Here is a 21,078-nt window from a genome sequence, read left to right as displayed (position 1 = left end):
GTAGGTCGGATAAGCATAGCGCCATCCGACACAATCAACTCTGGCGCGCCGCTTTCGCCATCATCTTCTTCAGCGCATGGGAAACAGCAACAAAGCCAAAGGTAGCCGTCACCATGGTGGCGGCGCCAAACCCTGAGGCGCAATCCATACGTTTCGGCCCTTCCGCCGTCGCCTTCATGGCACACACCGAGCCATCTGCCTGCGGGTAAACCAGCGCCTCGGTCGAGAACACGCAGTCCACGCCCAGCTTGCCTTTACTGTTTTTCACCACGCCAAAATCACTTTTCAGCCGCTCACGCAACTTGGCCGCCAGCGGATCCTGAATGGTTTTTGCCAGATCAACCACCTGAATCTGCGTCGGATCGATCTGCCCGCCCGCACCGCCGGTGGTTACCAGCGGAATCTTATTGCGCCGACAGTACGCAATGAGCGCCGCTTTCGGGCGCACGCTATCAATGGCATCGATGACATACGAAAATCCCGCATTCATATATTCAGCAACGTTATCTGGCGTAACAAAATCATCGACCACGTTCACCCGGCACTCCGGGTTAATCTGGCGGATACGTTCCGCCATCACCTCAGCTTTCGCTAAACCAACGTTATCGCGCAGCGCATGGATCTGACGGTTAGTATTGGTAACGCAAACATCATCCATATCGATGAGCGTAATCGCGCCAATGCCGGTACGCGCCAGCGCTTCCGCCGCCCACGATCCCACACCGCCAATCCCGACCACGCAAACATGCGCTCCGGCAAATAACTGCAGCGCGTTTTCGCCATACAGCCGCGCCGTGCCGCCAAAACGCTGACGCCAGGCGTCACTGATAACCACAGACATAGAACCTCAAATTCATTAATACCGAGCAGTATGACTGCCGGATGGCGCTGCCGCCATCAGGCAATTAACCGCTGAACACGTTACCCGCGTTGGCCGCTGTTTTCAGCACCCACACGCGGCCGTAGTGATTATACCACCCGGCACGATGTCCGGCGTCAGCGCCAATGCCCTGATAGATATCAAAGTGCTGGCCTTTAATCGCACCGCCCACGTCCAGCGCCACCATCAGGCGCAGTTCGTACTGACCGGTGAACTTACCGTTATTATCCAGCAAGGGAACTTCCGCCAGTAACGTGGTACCCGCAGGAATGATACTGCGATCAGAAGCCACGGATGCACGGCCAATCAGCGGTACCGCGCTGGCCCCTTTCACCGGCGCAAAAGATTGCGGCTTAAAGAAGACAAACGATGGGTTCTGCTCCAGCAGCTCACGCACTTCGGCCTCGCTGTGCGTTTCTCCCCAGTGGCGAATGGCCTGCATCGACATATCTTCTTTTTTCACTTCGCCACGGTCGATCAACACCTTCCCGATACTGCGATAGGCATGGCCGTTCTTCCCGGCATAGCTAAAGAAGTTAAGCGGGCTGCCGTCGCCAAAATCGATATAGCCACTGCCCTGAACATCCATAATAAAGTTGTCCATCAGGGAGTTGCTGTACGCCAGAATGTAATTATCGCTTAGCGCGCCTGCGTAGATCTCGGCACGAGAGGGTAAACGCCCGCGTTTTGGCGGCATGCGGTAGATAGGATACTGGAACTCACCCTGACGCGTGTGGCGCGCCTGAATAACCGGCGTGTAATAACCCGTAAACTGGACGTTACCGTAGTTGTCCGCCCCTTCCATTTGCCACGCGTCAATACCAAACTGACGCATGCTGCGCGTATCACCGCCCGCACGTAACCATTGCTGGATAGCGTTGTAGACGTTGCTCTGGTTACCGTACAAACGCGGCGAAGCGCTGCGAATTTGATTAACCTGCTCGGCGAAATCACCGGCATTGATTGGCGCGCCAACCGCATCAGGTTGGTTCACCAAAGAGAAAGGCTGGGTAAATTTCCCGTCTTTATACTGCTGCCCACGATCGGTGGGTTTTGAGGAACACGCGGCGAGCATCGCAACGACAGCTCCCGCCAGAAGATATTTTGCCCAACGTCCTTTCATTATTCTCGTCTTATGTTGCCTGAATGCGAGACGAAGATAACAAACCCCCGTACCTAATGAAATGCGTATGCATACCCGAACGCAAATTTTGCGCAAAAAATAATCCAGAATACGTTGTTTTTGTTCATTTTCACCCTTAAAACGTGATCAAGGTGAAAAAAGGGTTGCATGAAAATGCGAGCAGAGTATAGTGCGCATCCACGGACGCGGGGTGGAGCAGCCTGGTAGCTCGTCGGGCTCATAACCCGAAGGTCGTCAGTTCAAATCTGGCCCCCGCAACCAATTAAAATCAGAAGCAGTAACGTTACTCGATGGAAGAGTAATGACGGACGCGGGGTGGAGCAGCCTGGTAGCTCGTCGGGCTCATAACCCGAAGGTCGTCGGTTCAAATCCGGCCCCCGCAACCAATCATATTTGCTGCAATATTTTTGCAAAGTAGTTCGAATCACAGCAAGGCGGCGACGCAGTGAATCCTTAGGAGCTTACTCCAGTAAGTGACTGAGGTGAACGAGGAAAGCCAACGCAGATGTGGTTTGAAATACGAAGCAAAAAGACGGACGCGGGGTGGAGCAGCCTGGTAGCTCGTCGGGCTCATAACCCGAAGGTCGTCGGTTCAAATCCGGCCCCCGCAACCAACATATTAAACACCTTAACGGGTGTTTTTTTGTATCTGTCGTTCGTAAAAAAAAGCGCTTTTCAGCGCTTTTTTGTTATCCCCTTCTCGCCAGCGTCGCGCCATCGGCAAAGTAGGCTTTAATCCCTGCCAGAATCGACTCCGCCACTTCCTGCTGGAAGGTTGCCGTCTTCAGCTTTCGCTCTTCTTCGACGTTACTGATAAATGCCGTTTCCACGAGGATAGAGGGAATATCCGGCGCTTTCAGCACCGCGAACCCGGCTTGCTCAACCTGATTCTTATGCAGGTTGTTAATTTTACCGAGCTTATTCAGCACCGCTTTGCCAAACTTCAGGCTGTCGGCGATGGTCAGCGATTGCACCATATCGAACATGGTGTGGTCGACATAACGGTCACCGCTTTTGCTAACGCCACCGATGAGATCCGAGGCGTTCTGGGTTTGGGCCAGATATTTTGCTGCGGTACTGGTCGCCCCTTTCGTGGAGAGCGCAAACACCGATGAGCCGCTGGGTTGCCGGCTGGTAAAGGCATCGGCGTGAATAGAGACAAACAGGTCTGCACGCTGCTTCTGCGCTTTCGCCACGCGGACTTTAAGCGGAATGAAGATATCTTCATTACGCGTCATAAAGACCTTCATGTTGCCCTCTTTCTCAATAAGGGCTCGCAGGCGACGGGCAATTTGCAGTACCACATCTTTTTCACGCGTCTTGTATTTCCCCACCGCACCGGAGTCTTCTCCACCGTGCCCGGGATCCAGCATAATGACAATCGGACGATCGCGCCCCGCTTTACCCGGCTGCGGACCACTTTGCGCAGGCGGCACCTGTTTATCCAGATCGCCCTTGTTGTAATCTTCCAGCAACGCCAGCAGCGGGTCCTGAACATCCTGCGCATTGGCAGGATAAAGATCCATGACCAGACGCTCTTTAAAACCGGCTACGGGAGCCAGGGCAAAGAGTTGCGGCTTCACATTCTGTTTCAGCTCGAACACCATCCGCACGGTCTGCGGGTCAAATTGCCCGACTCTCGCCGACTTAATATAGGGATCGTCAGGACGAATTTGCGCGCCGATGCCCTTAAGCACCGAGTTCAAATTAACGCCTTCAATATCGACAACCACACGCTCAGGATTACTCAGGGCAAACTGTTTGTATTTCAGCAAACGGTTGGATTCCACCGTGACGCGGGTATAACTGGACGCGGGCCAGATACGTACGGCAACGACCTGACTCACGGCAGCCAGACCGACCTGACTGACGCTTAAAAGCCACATAGCACCCGCACCTTGCAGTAAACGACGGCGACTAATTGCTGAATTGGATCCCGACATGCTTCTCCCGAGCAAAAGAAATCTTTATTGAAGTAATACGTAAAACATCCGAATTGACCGGAAACTTTAGCGAATGACGCATAATCTGTCATCTATAAAAGGGTAAACATTCTTTTTATATTCACGGCATTACTGAAAAAAATCTGCTGCATGAGTAAAAATTACGCTTGCGCACGGCGCCAAAACAGAATAAAAATACACAAATTACGAATAATCATGCAATGAGGGTGTGCCGTGGTGAAGGAGCGTAGAACCGAACTGGTACAGGGATTCCGCCATTCTGTTCCCTATATCAATACCCATCGGGGAAAAACGTTTGTCATTATGCTGGGCGGCGAAGCCATCGAGCATGAAAACTTTTCCAGTATCGTCAATGACATTGGGCTTCTTCATAGCCTCGGCATCCGCCTTGTCGTGGTCTATGGCGCACGACCGCAGATTGATGCCAATCTTGCGGCGCATCATCATGAACCGGTGTACCACAAAAATACGCGCGTCACCGACGCTAAAACGCTGGAGCTGGTCAAACAGGCTGCGGGATTACTTCAGCTTGATATTACAGCCCGCCTGTCGATGAGCCTGAATAATACGCCATTGCAGGGTGCGCATATCAATGTGGTCAGCGGGAATTTTATTATCTCCCAGCCGCTGGGCGTTGATGACGGCGTGGACTACTGCCATAGCGGGCGTATTCGTCGTATTGATGAAGAGGCCATTCACCGTCAACTGGACAGTGGCGCGATAGTCCTGATGGGACCAGTCGCCGTTTCCGTTACCGGTGAGAGCTTCAATCTGACGTCAGAAGAGGTCGCCACGCAGTTGGCTATCAAACTGAAAGCGGAGAAAATGATTGGTTTTTGCTCCTCCCAGGGGGTCACCAACGATGATGGCGATATTATTTCCGAATTGTTCCCTAACGAAGCCCAGGCGCGCGTCGAGTCACAGGAAGAGAAAGGTGACTACAGCTCAGGCACGGTGCGCTTCCTGCGCGGTGCGGTGAAAGCTTGTCGCAGTGGCGTACGCCGCTGCCACCTGATCAGCTATCAGGAAGATGGCGCGTTGCTGCAGGAACTGTTCTCCCGCGATGGCATCGGTACGCAAATCGTGATGGAAAGCGCCGAGCAAATTCGCCGCGCCACCATTAACGATATCGGCGGCATTCTGGAGCTCATCCGTCCGTTGGAACAACAAGGCATTCTGGTCCGCCGCTCCCGCGAACAACTGGAAATGGAGATCGACAAATTCACCATTATTCAGCGCGATAACCTGACTATCGCCTGCGCCGCTCTGTACCCTTTCCCGGAAGAGAGGATTGGCGAAATGGCGTGTGTGGCGGTACATCCGGACTACCGTAGTTCGTCACGCGGGGAAGTATTGCTGGAGCGGATCGCCGCGCAGGCCCGGCAAATGGGGCTGAGTAAGCTGTTCGTACTGACCACCCGCAGCATCCACTGGTTCCAGGAGCGTGGCTTCACGCCAGTGGATATCGACCTGCTGCCGGAAAGCAAGAAAGAGATGTACAACTATCAGCGGCGCTCAAAAGTGCTGATGGCGGATTTGGGGTAAGAGTAGTTGCCGGATGCGGCATAACAGCCTCATCCGGCCTACAGCTACATCAGGCCATCATTAAATAATGCTGATAGCCCGCTGCGGCGTTCGGTACGCATGACAATTGCCCCGCCCAATATTCGTTCATCGGCATACAGCGACAGACGGCGGCGCGCGCGGGTTACGGCGGTATAGACCAGCTCGCGGGTAACCACAGGGGAATGCTGGCTGGGTAAAATCAACGCCGCATGGTCAAACTCAGATCCCTGCGATTTATGTACCGTCATCGCCCAAGTGGTTTCATGCTCAGGCAAGCGGCTGGGTTGCACCGACTTAATCGAACCGTCCGGCAGCGCAAACCACACCCTCAACCCTTGTCCACGCTCGAGGGCAATGCCAATATCACCGTTAAATAACCCCAGCGAACTGTCATTGCGCGAAATCATCACCGGCCTTCCCTCATACCAACGACTGTGCGTCGAACGGCGAATTTTACGTTTTTGCGCCATCACCTGCTCAATGCGTTCATTCAAACCGCCAACGCCAAACGGGCCTTCCCGCAAAGCGCATAACAGCTGATACTCATTGAAGGCCTGAATAATGGCATCCGGCGCGGCGCCCTCGTGCAGTAAATCCAGGTAGTGCCCATAACCGGCCAGCGCCTCATCCAGCATCGCGGCGTAATCTTCACTGCTGTGTAACGTGCGTTTTTCGATATCGCTGAATCCCTGCTGGAAAACCGTTTTTACCGCAGCTTTGTCACCGCGATTAATCGCAGCGGCCAATTGACCGATCCCAGAGTTACTGCCAAAACGGTAGCTTTTTTGCAGCAGACACAAGCTGTCACGCAACGCCGCCGCCTGGGTACCCGTTCCCGCCGGAATAGCGCTACCGGTCAGGCGACTAAGCTGCCGGGCACGTTCCGGGGTGAATCCTTCGCTGACAAAAGCACAAATATCCCCGAGCACCGCCCCCGCCTCGACGGAGGCAAGCTGGTCACGATCGCCAAGAAAAATCACCCGCCCGTGCGATGGCAGGGCATCGATAAGGCGCGACATCATCGGCAAATCAATCATCGAGGCTTCATCCACCACCAGCACATCCACATGCAGCGGATTCCCCGCGTGATGACGCAGGCGCTGGCTGCCAGGCTGAGCGCCTAATAACCGATGCAGCGTACTGGCATCATCGGGAATGCGTTTCTTTTGCTCATCGGTAAGCGGCAGTTCTCGCAGCGCCGCTCCCAGCGAGGCGGTCAGACGCGCAGCCGCTTTTCCCGTAGGCGCCGCCAGACGAATACGGCAGCGTTCACCGTCCGCCATCTGGATCAACGCCGCCAGAAGCCTCGCGACCGTTGTCGTTTTTCCAGTACCCGGTCCGCCGGAGATCACTGATATACGGCGGGTCAGCGCCACAGCAGCGGCCACCTTTTGCCAGTTAACGCCTTCCGATGATGGAAACAGTGCCTCCAGCGTGTCGGTCAGCCGTTGTTCATCCACCTCAATAGCGTGGTTAACTTCACTGAAAAAACGCGCCACCGCGCGTTCGTTATGCCACATGCGGTTCAGATACAGGCGATCGCCGTACAGCACCAGCGGGGTCGGTTGCTCGCCACGGCTTACTGCCCCGGAGGCCAGCAAACATTCCGCCCAGTCTTCAGGCTCGCCCATCTCAGCAAGCCAGGCGCTTAACAAAGGATGAGCATCTTCGCGTAAGGATAATCGCGAAAGCGGTAAGCAGACGTGCCCTTCTCCCGCTTCGCGGCTGAGCAATGCCGCAGCCAGCGCAACCGCAGGATTACCATTTCCGGCCACTGCCAGCGCAAACTGGGCATCCAGAGGCCGGAGCTGTTTTTGTTCAACGGCTTCCAGTAATCGTTTCTGGATTGTCATGACATCTCCTCCAGCTCCGCACCAGCAAACATCTCATCCATCAAAGCGATCAATTCTCCGTCTGGTCGGGTGGCGTAAATTCCCTGCTGCGGATCCTCGCCATCAACGCCGCGCAGGAAAAGATAGATAACGCCGCCAAAATGGCGTTCATAGTCATAATCAGCAATGCGATGGCGTAAGTAGCGATGCAGCGCCAGGGTATAAAGTTGATATTGCAGGTCGTAGCGATGCGCCTGCATGGCTGAGGCCATCGCCTGCTGCGTGTAGGCTGCGCTGTCTTCACCCAGCCAGTTAGATTTGTAATCAAGCAGGTAATAACGCCCCTGATGACGAAACACCAGGTCAATAAACCCTTTTAGCATGCCGCGTACCTGCATAAAATCCAACGCAGAGCAGCCCGCTGAGAGCGGATCGTATTTACGGATCAACGCATCAAGTCGGCTGGCCATCAGCGGCTGCGAAATCGGCAGATAAAACTCCATCTCCACCTGTTTTTCACGGGCGGAAAGTTGGCTCAAACTGACGCCCGTCTCGTTAAGAGGCGCCTGCAAAATAGCGTCCAGCCATGCGGTCAAAACCGGCGTCCAATGCGCGTCATAACCGCCCAAGGCCAGTTTTTCCTCGACCCAACGCGGATCTACCGGTTGGGTAAAATCAAGGTCCTCAAACAGGCTATGCAAAAACGTGCCCGGCGAGGCGCCGCGCGGAAATTGATGCGGGGTGAGTCCTGACTCCGCAATGACCTCGCCAACGCCTGCGGCATCAACATCCAGGCGCGGGATCAGATCCTGCGCGATTCCATGTCCGCGCTGTTGCAGGCCGGAATAACTGGTCACGCGCCAGCCATCGCCGGGGGTGCGTTGCAGTGTTCTCGCACTCAATGTGGCGCTGACCGGCTGCGCAACCTGCCAGCGCTCACCGTCAGGTTGACCTGGCGTCAGGCAGGCAATATCGTCGCAACCCAGCGCTTCAATCGCGCCACGCAGACCCACGGCATCCATTGGCTCACCTTTTTGCAACAGACGGCCAAGGGCGCTCTGATGCACATCGGTATCCCCTTTTTTATCGCCCCGACGACGTACCAACGGCGCAACGCCAAGGCTGCAGTGCCATACCGAACGGGTTAGCGCAACGTAGAGCAAGCGCAGGTCTTCCGCCAGGCGTTCAGCCTCTGCCAGCTCAACGCTCTCCCTGGCGTCACTGAGATCCAGTACCGCTTCAAAGGAGCTGCGATCGTGGTAGAACGCTTGATCCTGGACGCGGAAATTCGTGATAAACGGCAGCCAGACCAGCGGATATTCCAGCCCTTTCGATTTATGAATAGTCACGATTTGTACCAGATGCTTGTCGCTTTCCAGTCTGAGCTGCTGGCTGGACGCATTGCTGTCCGGTTCAAGAATATGCTGGGACAACCAGCGCACCAGCGCATGCTCGCTTTCCAGTTTCGATCCCGCTTCCTGGAGCAGTTCGCTGATATGTAAAATATCAGTCAGGCGGCGTTCGCCCCCTGCCGTCGCCAGCAGATTTTCCGCAATCTGGCGGTTTGTCATCAGCGCACGCAGCATCGGCATGACGCCGCGTTTATGCCAGATTTGACGATAGCCATCGAATTCTTCAACTACCGCATCCCAGGCATTCTCGTCGTTATTTAATGCTTCAATATCCTGCGCATTCAGCCCCATCATTGAGGTCGCCAGCGCGCTACGCAGCGTGTTTTCCCGTTCCGGCGTCATCACTCCTTGCAGCATCCACAGCAATTCCTGCGCTTCCAGCGTTTCAAATACGCTGTCACGGTTGGAAAGGTAGACGGAGGGAATCGCCAGTTGCGTCAGGGCATCGCGGACCAGCGCCGCCTCCTGGCGGCTACGAACCAGTACGCTGATGTCTGAGGCGCGTACCGGCCTGGATGCTTTACCGCTCACCAGTTGCGCATCACCAGAGTGTCCGGCCTTAAGCCAATCGCGAATTTGCGTTGCGCACACTTGCGCCATGTAGTTCTGGTAGTCACCAACGCCACAACTTTCCCCTTCCATCAGCCACATACTCATTGCGGGCTGTGTTTCACCGTGTAAAACAAACCGTAGCGACTGGTTTTTCTCTGCAAATTTTACCGGGCTAAAGGGGATTTCGCGGAACATAAAGGCGTCGTCCATCTGGCTGAAAAGCGTATTCACGCTATTGACCATGCCGGGGGCAGAACGCCAGTTGGTGTCGAGCGTATAGTGTGCGCTGACTTCGCTGCGCGCCTTCATATAGGTGAAGATATCCGCGCCGCGAAACGCATAAATAGCCTGTTTGGGATCGCCAATCAGCAGCAGCGCGGTCTCTGGCTGATGCTGCCAGATCCGGCGGAATATGCGGTACTGCTGCGGATCGGTATCCTGAAATTCATCGATCATCGCGACCGGAAAACGGGTACGGATAGCCGTCGCCAGCGCATCGCCGCTTTCACTGCGCAACGCCGCATCCAGACGGCTGAGCATATCGTCAAAGCCAAGCTCGCCGCGTCGGCGCTTCTCTTCGGCAACCGCGGTGCGGATTTCCGCCAGCGCCCGGGTAATCACCAGATCGCGGAGAGTTAACGGTTCGCTAAGCAGTTCATCAATGGCGACGAAAAGCGGGTGCTGAGGCGTTACGCCACCCGCTTTGGTGCGCTCTTGCAGAAAACGCTGTGAAAATTTCTCCAGCGCGTCAGGAAGCTGGTAACTCTGGGTTTCTTCCTGCGCCCATGCGCTGATCTTTTCGATCCACTTACCCTGGTTACCGCGATTAAATTTACGCCGGTCGATCCCGGAGGCTTCCAGCAGACCGTCAAGCTCATCAACGGAATCACGCCATTGCTGCTTAATCAGGTTAATGCGGGCGAGAATTTGTTCGTGCCGGGAGGCCAGCGTTTCGTCATCTGGCGGCGGAGCCTTGATTACCGGCGCTTCACCCTGCAGATAGCGATTGATATCACTCAATAGCGCCTGAGGACCTTTCCACGTTTCAAAAATAACCTGCGCAATGTCGCGGGACAACGGATAGCAATGCCGCCGCCAGAAGTCCGCGCACGCCTGATAACGCAGCAGTGATTCGTCTTCAATCAGTTGCTGTTCAAACAGCATGCCTGACTCAAAGGCGTTGAGGCTGAGCATGCGCTGACAAAAACCATGAATGGTAAACACCGCCGCTTCATCCATCTGTCTCTCAGCCAATAGCAGCCACTGGGCGGCCTGTTTTTTATCGGCTATTTCATCTAACAAACGAGCATATAGCGGGTTGTCGGTGGTTTCGCGCAGACAGGCAATGCGCAGCTCATGAATGTTGCTACGAATTCGGCCACGCAGCTCTTCGGTGGCCGCCTCGGTGAAGGTGACCACGAGCAGTTCTTCGACGGTCAGAGGACGTGGAAAGGCGGCAGAGCCGCCCAGTCCAAGCAGTAAACGTAAATACAGGGCGGCGATGGTAAAGGTTTTACCGGTGCCCGCAGAGGCTTCAATCAGGCGCTCGCCCGTCAGGGGCAAGCGCAGTGGATCAAGGGACTCAGCGGCATCATTCATTCTTGTCACTCATCAGGGGTAAGGTTTGCTGCAACGCGCTGACGGTCTGCCACACTTTCCAGCCTTCCGGGCGCACGTATTCTGCTTTCCCGTTCTGACTGCCGGAAACCTGTGACAGTATCGCCATGCCTTGCGGCTCAACCACCGCCTGATGGAAGAAGTCGGCAAGTTTTTGCGGCGTCAGCAGTTTAATCTGAGCCACTATTTTATCACGTGAATCGAAGCGCATATTGCCGCGATCAAAATCTTTGCTTAACTGTGAGGCTTCTTCCCCCAGCGTTTGCGGCGCCTGTAGCATTTGCGCAATGATCGCCTGCTGAATTTGTGCAAACTCTTCAGGTTTCATTGCCCGCAGCTTCGCTTCTGCCGTCGGGAAAAATGCTTTATAACGCTCCCAGAGGTAAGACGGTTGCTTATCACTGCTTTGTAACAGGAACCCCATCCCCCACTGACGACCAACGCTCATCGGGAAAGCAAATACGGCGTAGCCTAACTGCTCTTCAGTACGCAATTGATTGTAAAACCACGGCTGAACAATTTGCCCTAACATGGCGCTGTAGGCTGAACTGCTGTATTCGTCATAGCCAGTTGGCACAAATACCGCCGCCAGCGCAGAATCCGTGCTGCTGCCCGCTTTCTCAAAGATGACGGACTGCTTCCTGTCCACGACCACTTCTTTGTTCCGGCACCACTGCGAACCATTCGCGCCAAGCTGTTTCTGAATATCCTGCGCCATGGTTGTAGCCTGAGCTTTGCTCATATTACCCACCACCAGGAACTCAGGCCGCGCCCCCGCTTTTAACGCATCGCGGTAGGACATCACCTCTTGCAACGTAATGGATGGCAATAGCGCGCGACGTTCATCGCGTGAGAAATAGGGCACCTGAGACAGCATTTGCACCGGCATAATCGCCTGATCGTAGGCTTTACCTTTTTCCGCAGAGTCCATCATCTGGGCGTACCAGGATTTCGCCTGCGCCAGTTGTTCATCCGTTGAGGTGTAGCTGAAATAACCGCTCAATAAGGCCTGAAAAAGCTGCGGCAGACGTTGAGTGTAGCCATTAGCGTTAAGCATCAGACCATTGTTAGCGTTGGTCGAAAAACCTATTCCACCCACCGATGCCTGGTTGCTTAACTGATCGAGCGCGATTCCCGCCAGGTAGTCGTTCAGGGCGAATAATACCTGGTTACGCGCGCTGTCCATCGCTTTCGGGTTACGCAGGATCACGCTGACATCAGCCTTCGGCTCGCTGGCAAAATACTGGCTCGGCGCATACACCACCCGTAAATCCGGCTCATCGACAATCAGTTCCGGGTGAGCGTATTTTTTATCCGCTTTGTTCAGTGTGAAATCATCCGGAATGTAGGGGTTCAGCTCTGGCAAAGACAGCGCAATTCCCTGCGCTTTTTGCTGCCAGTCAGCAAAGGTTTTGTCGCTGATTTTGTCCACCTGATAAGGCGCATCGACAAAATAAGCGGTTTTATTATGCGGTTCTTTCGCGCTGATATACCAGATACGCGCATTCTGCGGCGTCATCATTGCCAGACGTTGCGCAATGGCTTGCGCATCATATTGGTCGGCAATATTCACCGCATCCAACGTATGCTCGACGGGAACGCGGATCATGGTATCAGCCAGCCATTCCACGTAGTCCATATCACGAGTGATTGAAGGGTAACGGAAATCGAGATCCAGCACGTGCGCCAGTTCGTTAAAGTAGCGTTTATCGACGCCTTTCTCACGCAACAGATTGAGATAGCTAAAGATGGCCGCGACAACTTCATCGCGGTTCGCCAACCCTTTGTCGGTTAACGTTGCGGAAATGGCTAACACGCCGCTGTTACCATTAACCACCGGGTCGGAATCGGCACGAATGCCCTCCACCAGCCCCTGTTTTTGCAGCCAGTCGGACAGCGTACCAGGACTACGATTGCCAATCAGGTAGGTTATCAGTTCATCCGTTTTACTGCGGAACTTTGCGCTGTTGTTATCGATACGAAACTCAACGCGCAGGACTTTGCGCGGCATCGCCGGCACATAGTGGATGATGATGCCTTTCTGCGCGTCGGTGACAACCGGTATGGTGATTTCCGGTTTTTCGATATTTCTGTTCGGTACGCGGCCGAAAGTATCAGCGGCTATCCGCGCCAGCTCTGGCAGTGGTTTATTACTATAAATCACCGCCTTCATCAGGTTCGCGGAGTAGTACTTTTCATGAAATTTTTGTAAGGCCAGCACCACCGGGTTACCCGGTTTATCGCTTAATGTCTCCAGATTTCCGCCGGAGAAACGCGAGCCAGGGTGCGCCGGGTTGATCGTCTCAGCGCTGACCTGCGCCATACGCATCCCATCCCGGGTACGCGCCAACGTCAGTTCGGAGTTCACCGCGTTACGCTCGCGATCGGCATATTTTTTATCCAGCAACGGATCGGCGATCGCGTCCGCCAGTCGATCCACCGCCCCCACCAGCGCGTCATTTTCGACTTCAAGATAAAAAGCCGTACGGTAAGGCGCTGTGCTGGCGTTGTGGCTGCCGCCATGCATTTTCAGGAATTCAGCCAGGCTGTCGGGCTGCGGGTATTTTTTCGAGCCCATCAGACACATGTGTTCGAGATAATGCGCCAGCCCCTGATGATCGTCCGGATCTTCCAGCGAGCCAACAGGTACCACCAGTGCAGAAAGGGATTTCACGGCCTGCGGATCGGATACCAGTAACACGACCATGCCGTTATCAAGGCGCACGGCCTGATACTGGCGGGTATCTTTATCGCTTTTACGGATGGTTTCAGCTAAAGGCTGCCAACCGGTATCTGCCTGACTTACGGGAACCCAAAGGGCGACGAACAACAATAATGCGCTGAACCAGGTGCTGCGGGGCATTCACAAACCTCATCATTAACGTATTCACCTGTTCACTGCAAACCACGTATCAATACGTGGCCTGAACAGGGCAAGACTTTGTGCTGAACAAGTCAGCATCTTCTCTTTGTAAGAATCAGTCCGTGACAGAATGCGCATCATAGTGGAAGCTATCGAATTGCGCAATTTTTATACAACCATCAGGACTGGTTAAAGCGAAAAATCGGTAACAGATAGCGCTGTGACTGTAAAACAATGCGTTCCAGCGTCTCGGCATCCAGTTGACGCCACAGGCGCTGATACCAGATATCATCGCCTTCGCCACGAACCATCATGTTGCCTTCATAAGCCTGCAAAAACTTACTGCGCGCTTTTTGCAGCGTATCGTCGTCATCTAACATGGCATCATTTGCAGCGTCATAACAGGTTTTTATCCATGCGCCGCCGCTTTCCGGTAATACCAACAATGGCGATGACATGCCTTCCCGATATCCCTCAATGAGTTGCGACAAATACAGCTGCGCCTGTTCTTCCGGCAGTGGCGGAAAACGCCATTCTCCGTCTTTACGCAGGAACAGCCGACTCTCTCCCGTACCGCCACTGGCACAATAGACAAGATGTTCCAGCCAAAGTTGCACTCCCTGCGCAATGCTTATCAAAGATGGACGCCAGCGCAACAAACCGTCCTCTTGCACCTGCGGTAGCCAACCGGTGATTTGCACGCCGTTACAGTTAAGATCGATCTCCATACTCTGACAGGGCTGACGACAGGCGATAATGCGTTCAGCCAGCGACTGCATCTCCTGACGCTGCGTATCCCACAGAATTTCACCAAATGACCCATAGGGCAGCACGCCTGCCGCACGAAAACGGCGAAATAGTTGTTCAGCATCGTTCTCTTCAACCAGCGTGTTAAGCAATTGCTGATTAAGCTGATAGCGAGTTAATCCTTCCAGAACAAAAGGTTCTGTTTCTGGGATCTCACTTTCTTCAGCGCGAAAGTTGACCTGCAAACGCATCTGGAAAAAGGCCCGTACCGGATGAGCCCAAAAACGCTGTAGCGTTTCCAGCGTTAACGTGGCTGGCATTTCAAAGGGGAGAGGCTGCACAAAATCCGTGTGCGCTTTTCCTGACAAGCTCGCCGCAGGCAGCCACTCCCGGGCGTAGCTTTGCTGTTCGCCGGGCTGATAGTTTTGTGCGTCAAAAGGCATGCGGGTATGCAGACGGGTAATGTGCGCTTTTACCCTGGCCTCGCTTTGATCGCAGGTCAACGATTCATCGCCCGGCAGATAATGGCTTTGCCCGATGTAATCCATCAGTTCCTGCACTAATACCGACGGGAAGCGTTCGCTGTTGTCCTGAATTGAGCGGCCAATGTAGCTGATGTAGAGCGTTTGCTGCGCCGAAATTAACGCTTCGAGGAACAGATAACGGTCATCATCGCGACGGCTGCGATCGCCCCGCATCGGTTTTTGGCTCATCAGATCAAAGCCCAGCGGCGCAAGCTGACGCGGATAAACGCCATCGTTCATACCCAGCAGACACACAACCTTAAAAGGAATGGAGCGCATCGGCATCAGCGTACAAATGTTAACAGGCCCCGCCAGGAAGCGCTGGCTAATGCGTTCCTGGTCGAGACGCTGCGCCAGCTCATCACGTAGCAAGGAAAGCGGTACGGCATCACCATACTCAGCCCCCAGTCCTTCACTAATAATTGCCTGCCACTGCTGTTCAATCAGCGTCATCGCCGCTTCGGTATCCGCATCCGGCAGGAAGAAATCATTAAGCATGTCCCGACAAACGGGTAGCCACTCTTCCAGCGGGCGCTCCTGCGCCAGTCCACGACGCCAGAGATTAAGCTGCATCAGCAACGAGGCCAGATGCCCTACCAGCTCGGCAATCAAACCGCTCGACTCATCGTAGGGCAATACCGATTGCCACTCGCCCTGGGCGCTTTCCATCGCATAGCCGAGCAGCATGCGCGTTAAACCAAATTGCCAGGTATGCTGACCCGTTGGCGGCAGTTCCAGCTCGCGCACGTTATCGTCGTCAATTCCCCAGCGAATACCTGATTCATTGACCCACAAACGAAGATAGCGCAGACCTTCTTCATCAATGTTGAAACGCGCCGCCAGTACGGGAACGTCCAGCAATGCCAACACATCCTCAGAAACAAAACGGCTATCCGGCAGCGAAAGCAGACTGATAAAGGCCTGTAAGACGGGATGGGACTGGCGTGCCCGACGGTCGGAAATCGCATAGGGTAAGTAACGGTCGGCTGGCGCGCTGCCAAAAACCGCCTGAATGAACGGGCTATAGCTGTCGATATCCGCCACCATCACGATAATGTCGCGCGGCGTCAGCGTGGGATCTGCTTCCAGCATTGCCAGCAGTCGGTCATGAAGAATTTCCACTTCACGCTGAGGGCTATGGCAGACATGGAAAGTCACGCTGGTGTCGTTCGCATCAAGCAGCCGTTTGTTGTCGCTCCGGGAATACTCGTCCAGCGTAACGCCCGCCACGGCCCGGCTTTGTAACTCGAGAATATCCGACTGAATGTTATGCAAAAGATTGTCTGGGGTTATATCGACAAACGCATCCAGCTCCTGGCTGTTTTCCAGTTCTGAAAGCAGATAAATATAATCACGTCCCAACTTGCCCCACGAGGCTAACATCGGGTTGCCTACGTCCTGCTCACCATCACTGTTAAACAATCCTGCCGCATTCTGAGTATCACGAAACAGCGGCAGGTGACGTTCTTCAAAACTGTGCCGACGCTGACGCGCCAGCAGCTTTGCCAGCCAGGCGGGATCTTTAATGTCACCCCAATAGTAGCGACAAGGGTTGGTAAATAGCAGATGAATATCAATATGCTTACCCAACGCCTGCAATGCCTGCAGGTAAACCGGCGGTAGCGCCGAAATTCCGCAAATAAAGACGCGAGAAGGCAGCCCCTGCGGACATTCAGACGCATTTTCCAGGGTGTGAATAAATCGCTGATATAAATTGGCACGATGCCAGCGCGGTTGGCCCAGTTCAGCGGTGTATTCCACCAGTGCTTTCCACAACGGTGCCTGCCATGCCTGAGCCTCGCCGAGTCCTTCAATCTGGCGCTCCGCTTCCCACTGAGTTAACCAGTCAGGGCGATAAACTAAATACTGATCGAAAAGGTCCGCCGCGCGTGCGGAGAGTTGAAACAGCTTACGTTTATCGGTGTCGTCCGTCAGATAGTGTCGCAGCAGTGCGAAGTCATCGTTATCCAGCAACTGCGGCAGCAGAGTCATTAACTTCCAGCTCATGCTCTGTTTGCTGAACGCGCTCTCTTTCGGGATATCCGGCAACACGCGCACAAACATATCCCAGATAAAACTCGCGGGCAGCGGGAAATCGATGTTGGCGGCGATACCAAATTTCTGTGCAAGGGTCATTTGTAGCCACTGCGCCATACCGGTACTTTGCACCAGGATCATTTCCGGTTCAAAGGGGTCGTCCAACCGCTCGCGCTCAACGATAAACTCCATTAACGCTTCCAGCACATCCAGACGATTGGAGTGATAGACCCTTAACATAGCGGCTCCTGACTACTGACGGTTCGGGCAATGCAGACGTGTCATTTGACCTTGCCTGCCCAGGGGTGAAGAAATTTTAACGCTGATGCTGACACATCCTGCTCCCGTTGTCTGCATTCGGTTAACCTGCCAGTTCACAGGTGGTGAAAACGGATACAGCTGGGTTTGTTGCCAGGCGTGACGCCAGAGTTGCTGATACTGGTTTCTGACGATAAAACTGTTCATCAACGCCCGCTGGTATCCCGATAGTGCGGTCACAACCATGATCATCAGCACCATTGCCAACATCACTTCCGGCAGGCTAAAACCACGTTGTCTGTTCAGGGGATCTGGCATAACGCTACCGCCTTTAACGGACAAAAATCGCTCCAGCCATGCGGCGAAAATTTGATATTGCCATCGATAACCTCTCCCTGACGCCATAGCGATACCTCTTCATAATGAGCGATAAGCAGCACGGAGTTTTCAGTAAGTCGTCGCAGGCAAACCGCGACATCCTGCCCGGTATAACGCCGACACTGTACCGTCGGTTGTAAGCCCCAGGACTGCATGCGTCCCCATTCGATAGCCGATTGCACTACCGCCTGCCGCTGCAAAGACCGACTTTCCGATGTAACACGCGATGCAAAACTCGCTTCTTGTCGGCTAACCCCCTGCAGTAACAGGCTGCCAAGCACCAGCAATAGCAGAACCATCGCCAGGGATGAAACACCTCGCTCACTATTCACAGGTTGAAACCTGTCACACTGTAAAAGGCTTCAATGACTTTTTGTGGTTCGACGTTGCTCACTCCACGCAAACGCAACGTAAGGAGTGGTTGAAATCCGCGAATATTCACGCGCTCAACCTGAAATGCCTCAATCTGAATGGTGGCCGGATCGGTCATTTTCTCCCACCCTTTTCCATTACAACCAGTTGCTCCCCGCAGGGTCTCCAGTACTTTGTCCTGTAAACGAAATCCGATGACATCAGCCTCTTTCGCGGGACTATTCTCCCAAACGCCGTTACCGTTGGCATCCCAACGGGCAATGACACAGTCGCCCTTAGCCGACATCACCAGTCCCTCTCCGACACAGGTTCCCCGGCAATACCCTGCCCGCTGAAGATGTTTTGCCACGGTATAGAGCCGCTGCCATATTTCATCTTCCAGCGCTAACTGGCGCGTGTTGCGCAGGATCTCTCGCTGCAGAGCAGGTAAAAATCGCGCAGCGCTAAGCAGTAAAATGCTGGTGATCGCCATAGCAATGAGCACCTCCAGCAGTGAAAAACCCCGCTCGTTTACTGACATGACCTGGCCTCATCGCGTTCGCAAAGTCTGATTCGCCCCCAGCCTGACACCATCACGCGCCATTCCCCTGTCGCATTTTTCAGGCGAATATGTCCAGCCCATGCCGTATTGCGCAGCCCAAAAAAGGCCAGTGAAGGTGTTATCTCTGCCATTTCGACATCGTCCCATAGCGGTGCAAACACCAGGGGTGAAGTCGGTTTACACCCACCTTGTGAAGCCGCAGAACTGACCAGACACCAGGATGTGCCATCCCGCATCACGCTGATGACGTGATCGCGGTTACGCCAGTTAGCATCTTCACGTAGTTGCAGCAGGTAATCCCGCACCTGACAGGCTGTCTGCCACAGGCGCTGTTGTTGTTGCCAGTACTGCCAACCATACAACCCGGACGCGCCAAGCGCCGCGACAATCAGCATCGCAATCAGGGTTTCGAGAAGCGTGTAGCCTTGTTGTTTTTTCATGCCGCCAGTATGGCGCGAGGAAAATGAATAACGAGCGGGAAATTCGGTTTCTACGGCGAGCTACGAGGAATATTTGACGCGTTGCAGAGCGTTGCAATATTTCAGGAACCGGCGCCGAAGAATGGAATGACAGACAAAAAAACCGACGCGCGAAGGCGTCGGTTATGACAACATCAAGCCCGGTTAGATAGCTACTGGCGCTTTAATACCTGGATGCGGATCGTAGCCTTCAATTTCGAAATCTTCGAAACGATAATCAAAGATAGATTCAGGCTTACGTTTGATGACCAGCTTCGGCAACGCGCGCGGTTCACGGCTAAGCTGCAGATGCGTTTGATCCATATGATTGCTGTACAGGTGCGTGTCGCCGCCGGTCCAGACAAAATCGCCCACTTCAAGGTCGCACTGCTGCGCCATCATGTGTACCAGTAAGGCGTAGCTGGCAATGTTGAACGGCAGACCGAGGAACACATCGCATGAACGTTGATACAGCTGGCAGGAGAGCTTGCCATCCGCCACGTAGAACTGGAAGAAAGCATGGCACGGCGCCAGCGCCATCTTATCCAGTTCACCGACGTTCCACGCCGAAACGATGATGCGGCGAGAATCCGGGTCATTTTTCAGCTGGTTTAGCACCGTGGTGATCTGGTCAATATGGCGGCCGTCCGGCGTTGGCCACGCGCGCCACTGTTTGCCATAAACCGGGCCTAAATTACCGTTTTCATCCGCCCATTCGTCCCAGATTGTGACATTGTTTTCATGCAGGTAGGCAACGTTAGTGTCACCCTGCAAAAACCACAGCAGCTCATGAATGATCGAGCGTAAATGGCAGCGTTTAGTCGTAACCAGCGGGAACCCTTCCTGCAGATTAAAGCGCATCTGATGACCAAAAATGGAAAGCGTTCCGGTTCCGGTGCGGTCGTTTTTCTGTGTGCCTTCATCCAGCACTTTTTGCATCAGTTCTAAATACTGTTTCATGGTTCCTCAGGAAACGTGTTGCTGTGGGCTACGGCGATACGCCCAAACCATCATAATAATGCCTGCGACAATCATCGGGATAGAGAGGATCTGTCCCATACTGATGTACTGCACCCAGGTGCCGGTAAACTGTGCGTCCGGCTGGCGAAAGAATTCGACGATAATACGAAACGCGCCATAACCAATCAGGAACAGACCGGACACCGAGCCCATCGGGCGCGGTTTACGGATGTACAGATTAAGAATGATAAACAGCACAACCCCTTCCAGCGCCATCTCATAAAGCTGAGATGCGTGACGCGGCAGCGAGCCGTAGGTATCAAAAATAGACTGCCACTGCGGGTTACTTTGCAGCAGTAAAATATCTTCGGTACGGGAGCCCGGGAATAGCATGGCATACTTGAAATTCGGGTCGACGCGTCCCCACAGTTCACCGTTGATAAAGTTGCCCAGACGCCCTGCTCCCAGACCAAACGGGATCAGCGGAGCGATGAAATCAGAAACCTGGAAGAACGAACGTTTGGTGCGTTTGGCGAAGATAATCATCACCAGAATCACACCGATAAGCCCGCCGTGGAAGGACATGCCGCCATCCCAGACGCGGAACAGATACAGCGGATTATCGAGGAACAATGGGAAGTTATAGAACAGTACGTAACCAATACGCCCACCGAGGAAAACCCCGAGGAAGCCTGCATACAGTAAGTTTTCTACTTCATTTTTAGTCCAGCCACTACCCGGCCGATTAGCACGGCGCGTCGCCAGCCACATCGCGAAAATAAAACCCACCAAATACATCAAGCCGTACCAGTGAAGCGCGACGGGTCCGATTGAGAAAATGACCGGATCGAAATCCGGAAAATGCAGATAGCTACTGGTCATCTGTCACCACAAGTTCTTGTTATTTCGCTGAAGTCAGACAGCAATTGATAAGCGCGCCTGCATAATGCAGGCGCTCCAAAGGTGCGAATGA

General features: G+C 54.0%; 14 protein-coding genes and 3 tRNA genes. 4 read left to right on the top strand and 13 right to left on the bottom strand.

Annotation, left to right across the window (positions count from 1 at the left end):
• Positions 1-34: 34 nt before the first annotated feature.
• Both tcdA and mltA read right to left on the bottom strand, forming a co-directional pair.
• On the bottom strand, positions 35-841 hold the full coding sequence (gene tcdA / locus FDW96_RS05405; protein WP_042310757.1) for a tRNA cyclic N6-threonylcarbamoyladenosine(37) synthase TcdA: 807 nt from the start codon (positions 839-841) through the stop codon (positions 35-37).
• A 64-nt stretch (positions 842-905) separates the two neighbouring features.
• Positions 906-2,003, bottom strand: coding sequence for a murein transglycosylase A (gene mltA, locus FDW96_RS05400; RefSeq protein ID WP_042310759.1), 1,098 nt, complete (start codon positions 2,001-2,003; stop codon positions 906-908).
• Between the two features lie 205 nt (positions 2,004-2,208).
• On the opposite strand from mltA, the gene FDW96_RS05395 reads away from it, so the two are divergent.
• The 3 genes from FDW96_RS05395 (at position 2,209) to FDW96_RS05385 (ending at position 2,638) form a co-directional block, all read left to right on the top strand.
• Positions 2,209-2,285: transfer RNA gene (locus FDW96_RS05395), tRNA-Met, on the top strand.
• Between the two features lie 48 nt (positions 2,286-2,333).
• Positions 2,334-2,410, top strand: a tRNA-Met gene (locus tag FDW96_RS05390).
• Positions 2,411-2,561: 151 nt separating this feature from the next.
• Positions 2,562-2,638 (top strand) — tRNA-Met (locus tag FDW96_RS05385).
• Positions 2,639-2,713: 75 nt separating this feature from the next.
• Here FDW96_RS05385 and amiC read toward each other — a convergent pair.
• Positions 2,714-3,967, bottom strand: coding sequence for an N-acetylmuramoyl-L-alanine amidase AmiC (gene amiC, locus FDW96_RS05380; protein WP_042310761.1), 1,254 nt, complete (start codon positions 3,965-3,967; stop codon positions 2,714-2,716).
• Positions 3,968-4,201: 234 nt separating this feature from the next.
• On the opposite strand from amiC, the gene argA reads away from it, so the two are divergent.
• Positions 4,202-5,533 carry an amino-acid N-acetyltransferase gene (gene argA / locus FDW96_RS05375; protein ID WP_061382378.1) on the top strand — a complete coding sequence of 444 codons (1,332 nt, stop codon included), beginning with the start codon at positions 4,202-4,204 and terminating at the stop codon, positions 5,531-5,533.
• A gap of 44 nt (positions 5,534-5,577) precedes the next feature.
• On the opposite strand, the gene recD is transcribed toward argA, so the two are convergent.
• The 10 genes from recD to lgt form a co-directional block, all read right to left on the bottom strand.
• Positions 5,578-7,407, bottom strand: coding sequence for an exodeoxyribonuclease V subunit alpha (recD, locus tag FDW96_RS05370; RefSeq protein ID WP_137365317.1), 1,830 nt, complete (start codon positions 7,405-7,407; stop codon positions 5,578-5,580).
• A complete protein-coding gene (gene recB / locus FDW96_RS05365; protein WP_137365316.1) occupies positions 7,404-10,949 on the bottom strand; it encodes an exodeoxyribonuclease V subunit beta in 3,546 nt (1,181 codons plus the stop codon). Before recB ends, recD begins: the two co-directional genes overlap by 4 nt.
• Positions 10,942-13,830, bottom strand: a complete 2,889-nt coding sequence (gene ptrA, locus FDW96_RS05360; RefSeq protein WP_137365315.1) for a pitrilysin — start codon at positions 13,828-13,830, stop codon at positions 10,942-10,944. The genes recB and ptrA overlap by 8 nt, the downstream gene beginning before the upstream one ends.
• 179 nt (positions 13,831-14,009) lie before the next feature.
• Entirely contained in the window at positions 14,010-17,378 is a 3,369-nt protein-coding gene (gene recC, locus FDW96_RS05355) for an exodeoxyribonuclease V subunit gamma (RefSeq protein ID WP_137365314.1), read from the bottom strand.
• Between the two features lie 12 nt (positions 17,379-17,390).
• Positions 17,391-17,714, bottom strand: coding sequence for a prepilin-type N-terminal cleavage/methylation domain-containing protein (locus FDW96_RS05350; RefSeq protein WP_042310774.1), 324 nt, complete (start codon positions 17,712-17,714; stop codon positions 17,391-17,393).
• Positions 17,699-18,106 carry a DUF2509 family protein gene (locus FDW96_RS05345; protein ID WP_137365313.1) on the bottom strand — a complete coding sequence of 136 codons (408 nt, stop codon included), beginning with the start codon at positions 18,104-18,106 and terminating at the stop codon, positions 17,699-17,701. The genes FDW96_RS05350 and FDW96_RS05345 overlap by 16 nt, the downstream gene beginning before the upstream one ends.
• Positions 18,103-18,666 carry a prepilin peptidase-dependent protein gene (locus FDW96_RS05340; protein WP_061382383.1) on the bottom strand — a complete coding sequence of 188 codons (564 nt, stop codon included), beginning with the start codon at positions 18,664-18,666 and terminating at the stop codon, positions 18,103-18,105. Before FDW96_RS05340 ends, FDW96_RS05345 begins: the two co-directional genes overlap by 4 nt.
• On the bottom strand, positions 18,657-19,127 hold the full coding sequence (locus FDW96_RS05335) for a prepilin peptidase-dependent protein (protein WP_137365312.1): 471 nt from the start codon (positions 19,125-19,127) through the stop codon (positions 18,657-18,659). Before FDW96_RS05335 ends, FDW96_RS05340 begins: the two co-directional genes overlap by 10 nt.
• Before the next feature lie 183 nt (positions 19,128-19,310).
• Positions 19,311-20,105 (bottom strand): thymidylate synthase, encoded by a 795-nt coding sequence (gene thyA / locus FDW96_RS05330; RefSeq protein ID WP_137365311.1) that lies wholly within the window; start codon positions 20,103-20,105, stop codon positions 19,311-19,313.
• A gap of 6 nt (positions 20,106-20,111) precedes the next feature.
• Positions 20,112-20,987: a prolipoprotein diacylglyceryl transferase gene (gene lgt, locus FDW96_RS05325; protein WP_137365310.1), complete on the bottom strand. Its 876-nt coding sequence runs from the start codon at positions 20,985-20,987 to the stop codon at positions 20,112-20,114.
• Between the last annotated feature and the right edge of the window lie 91 nt (positions 20,988-21,078).

This window comes from Citrobacter sp. TBCS-15, assembly GCF_005280815.1.
Taxonomy (GTDB): Bacteria; Pseudomonadota; Gammaproteobacteria; order Enterobacterales; family Enterobacteriaceae; genus Citrobacter; species Citrobacter werkmanii.
This window is presented reverse-complemented; position numbering and strand designations above follow the sequence as displayed.

Bases quoted from the DNA above. Each gene is read 5' to 3' on its own strand.
- recC (WP_137365314.1), bottom strand. From the start codon at position 17,378: ATGTTAAGGGTCTATCACTCCAATCGTCTGGATGTGCTGGAAGCGTTA.
- recD (WP_137365317.1), bottom strand. From the start codon at position 7,407: ATGACAATCCAGAAACGATTACTGGAAGCCGTTGAACAAAAACAGCTC.
- lgt (WP_137365310.1), bottom strand. From the start codon at position 20,987: ATGACCAGTAGCTATCTGCATTTTCCGGATTTCGATCCGGTCATTTTC.
- FDW96_RS05335 (WP_137365312.1), bottom strand. From the start codon at position 19,127: ATGAAAAAACAACAAGGCTACACGCTTCTCGAAACCCTGATTGCGATG.
- ptrA (WP_137365315.1), bottom strand. From the start codon at position 13,830: ATGCCCCGCAGCACCTGGTTCAGCGCATTATTGTTGTTCGTCGCCCTT.
- thyA (WP_137365311.1), bottom strand. From the start codon at position 20,105: ATGAAACAGTATTTAGAACTGATGCAAAAAGTGCTGGATGAAGGCACA.
- mltA (WP_042310759.1), bottom strand. From the start codon at position 2,003: ATGAAAGGACGTTGGGCAAAATATCTTCTGGCGGGAGCTGTCGTTGCG.
- recB (WP_137365316.1), bottom strand. From the start codon at position 10,949: ATGAATGATGCCGCTGAGTCCCTTGATCCACTGCGCTTGCCCCTGACG.
- FDW96_RS05340 (WP_061382383.1), bottom strand. From the start codon at position 18,666: ATGTCAGTAAACGAGCGGGGTTTTTCACTGCTGGAGGTGCTCATTGCT.
- FDW96_RS05350 (WP_042310774.1), bottom strand. From the start codon at position 17,714: ATGCCAGATCCCCTGAACAGACAACGTGGTTTTAGCCTGCCGGAAGTG.
- amiC (WP_042310761.1), bottom strand. From the start codon at position 3,967: ATGTCGGGATCCAATTCAGCAATTAGTCGCCGTCGTTTACTGCAAGGT.
- tcdA (WP_042310757.1), bottom strand. From the start codon at position 841: ATGTCTGTGGTTATCAGTGACGCCTGGCGTCAGCGTTTTGGCGGCACG.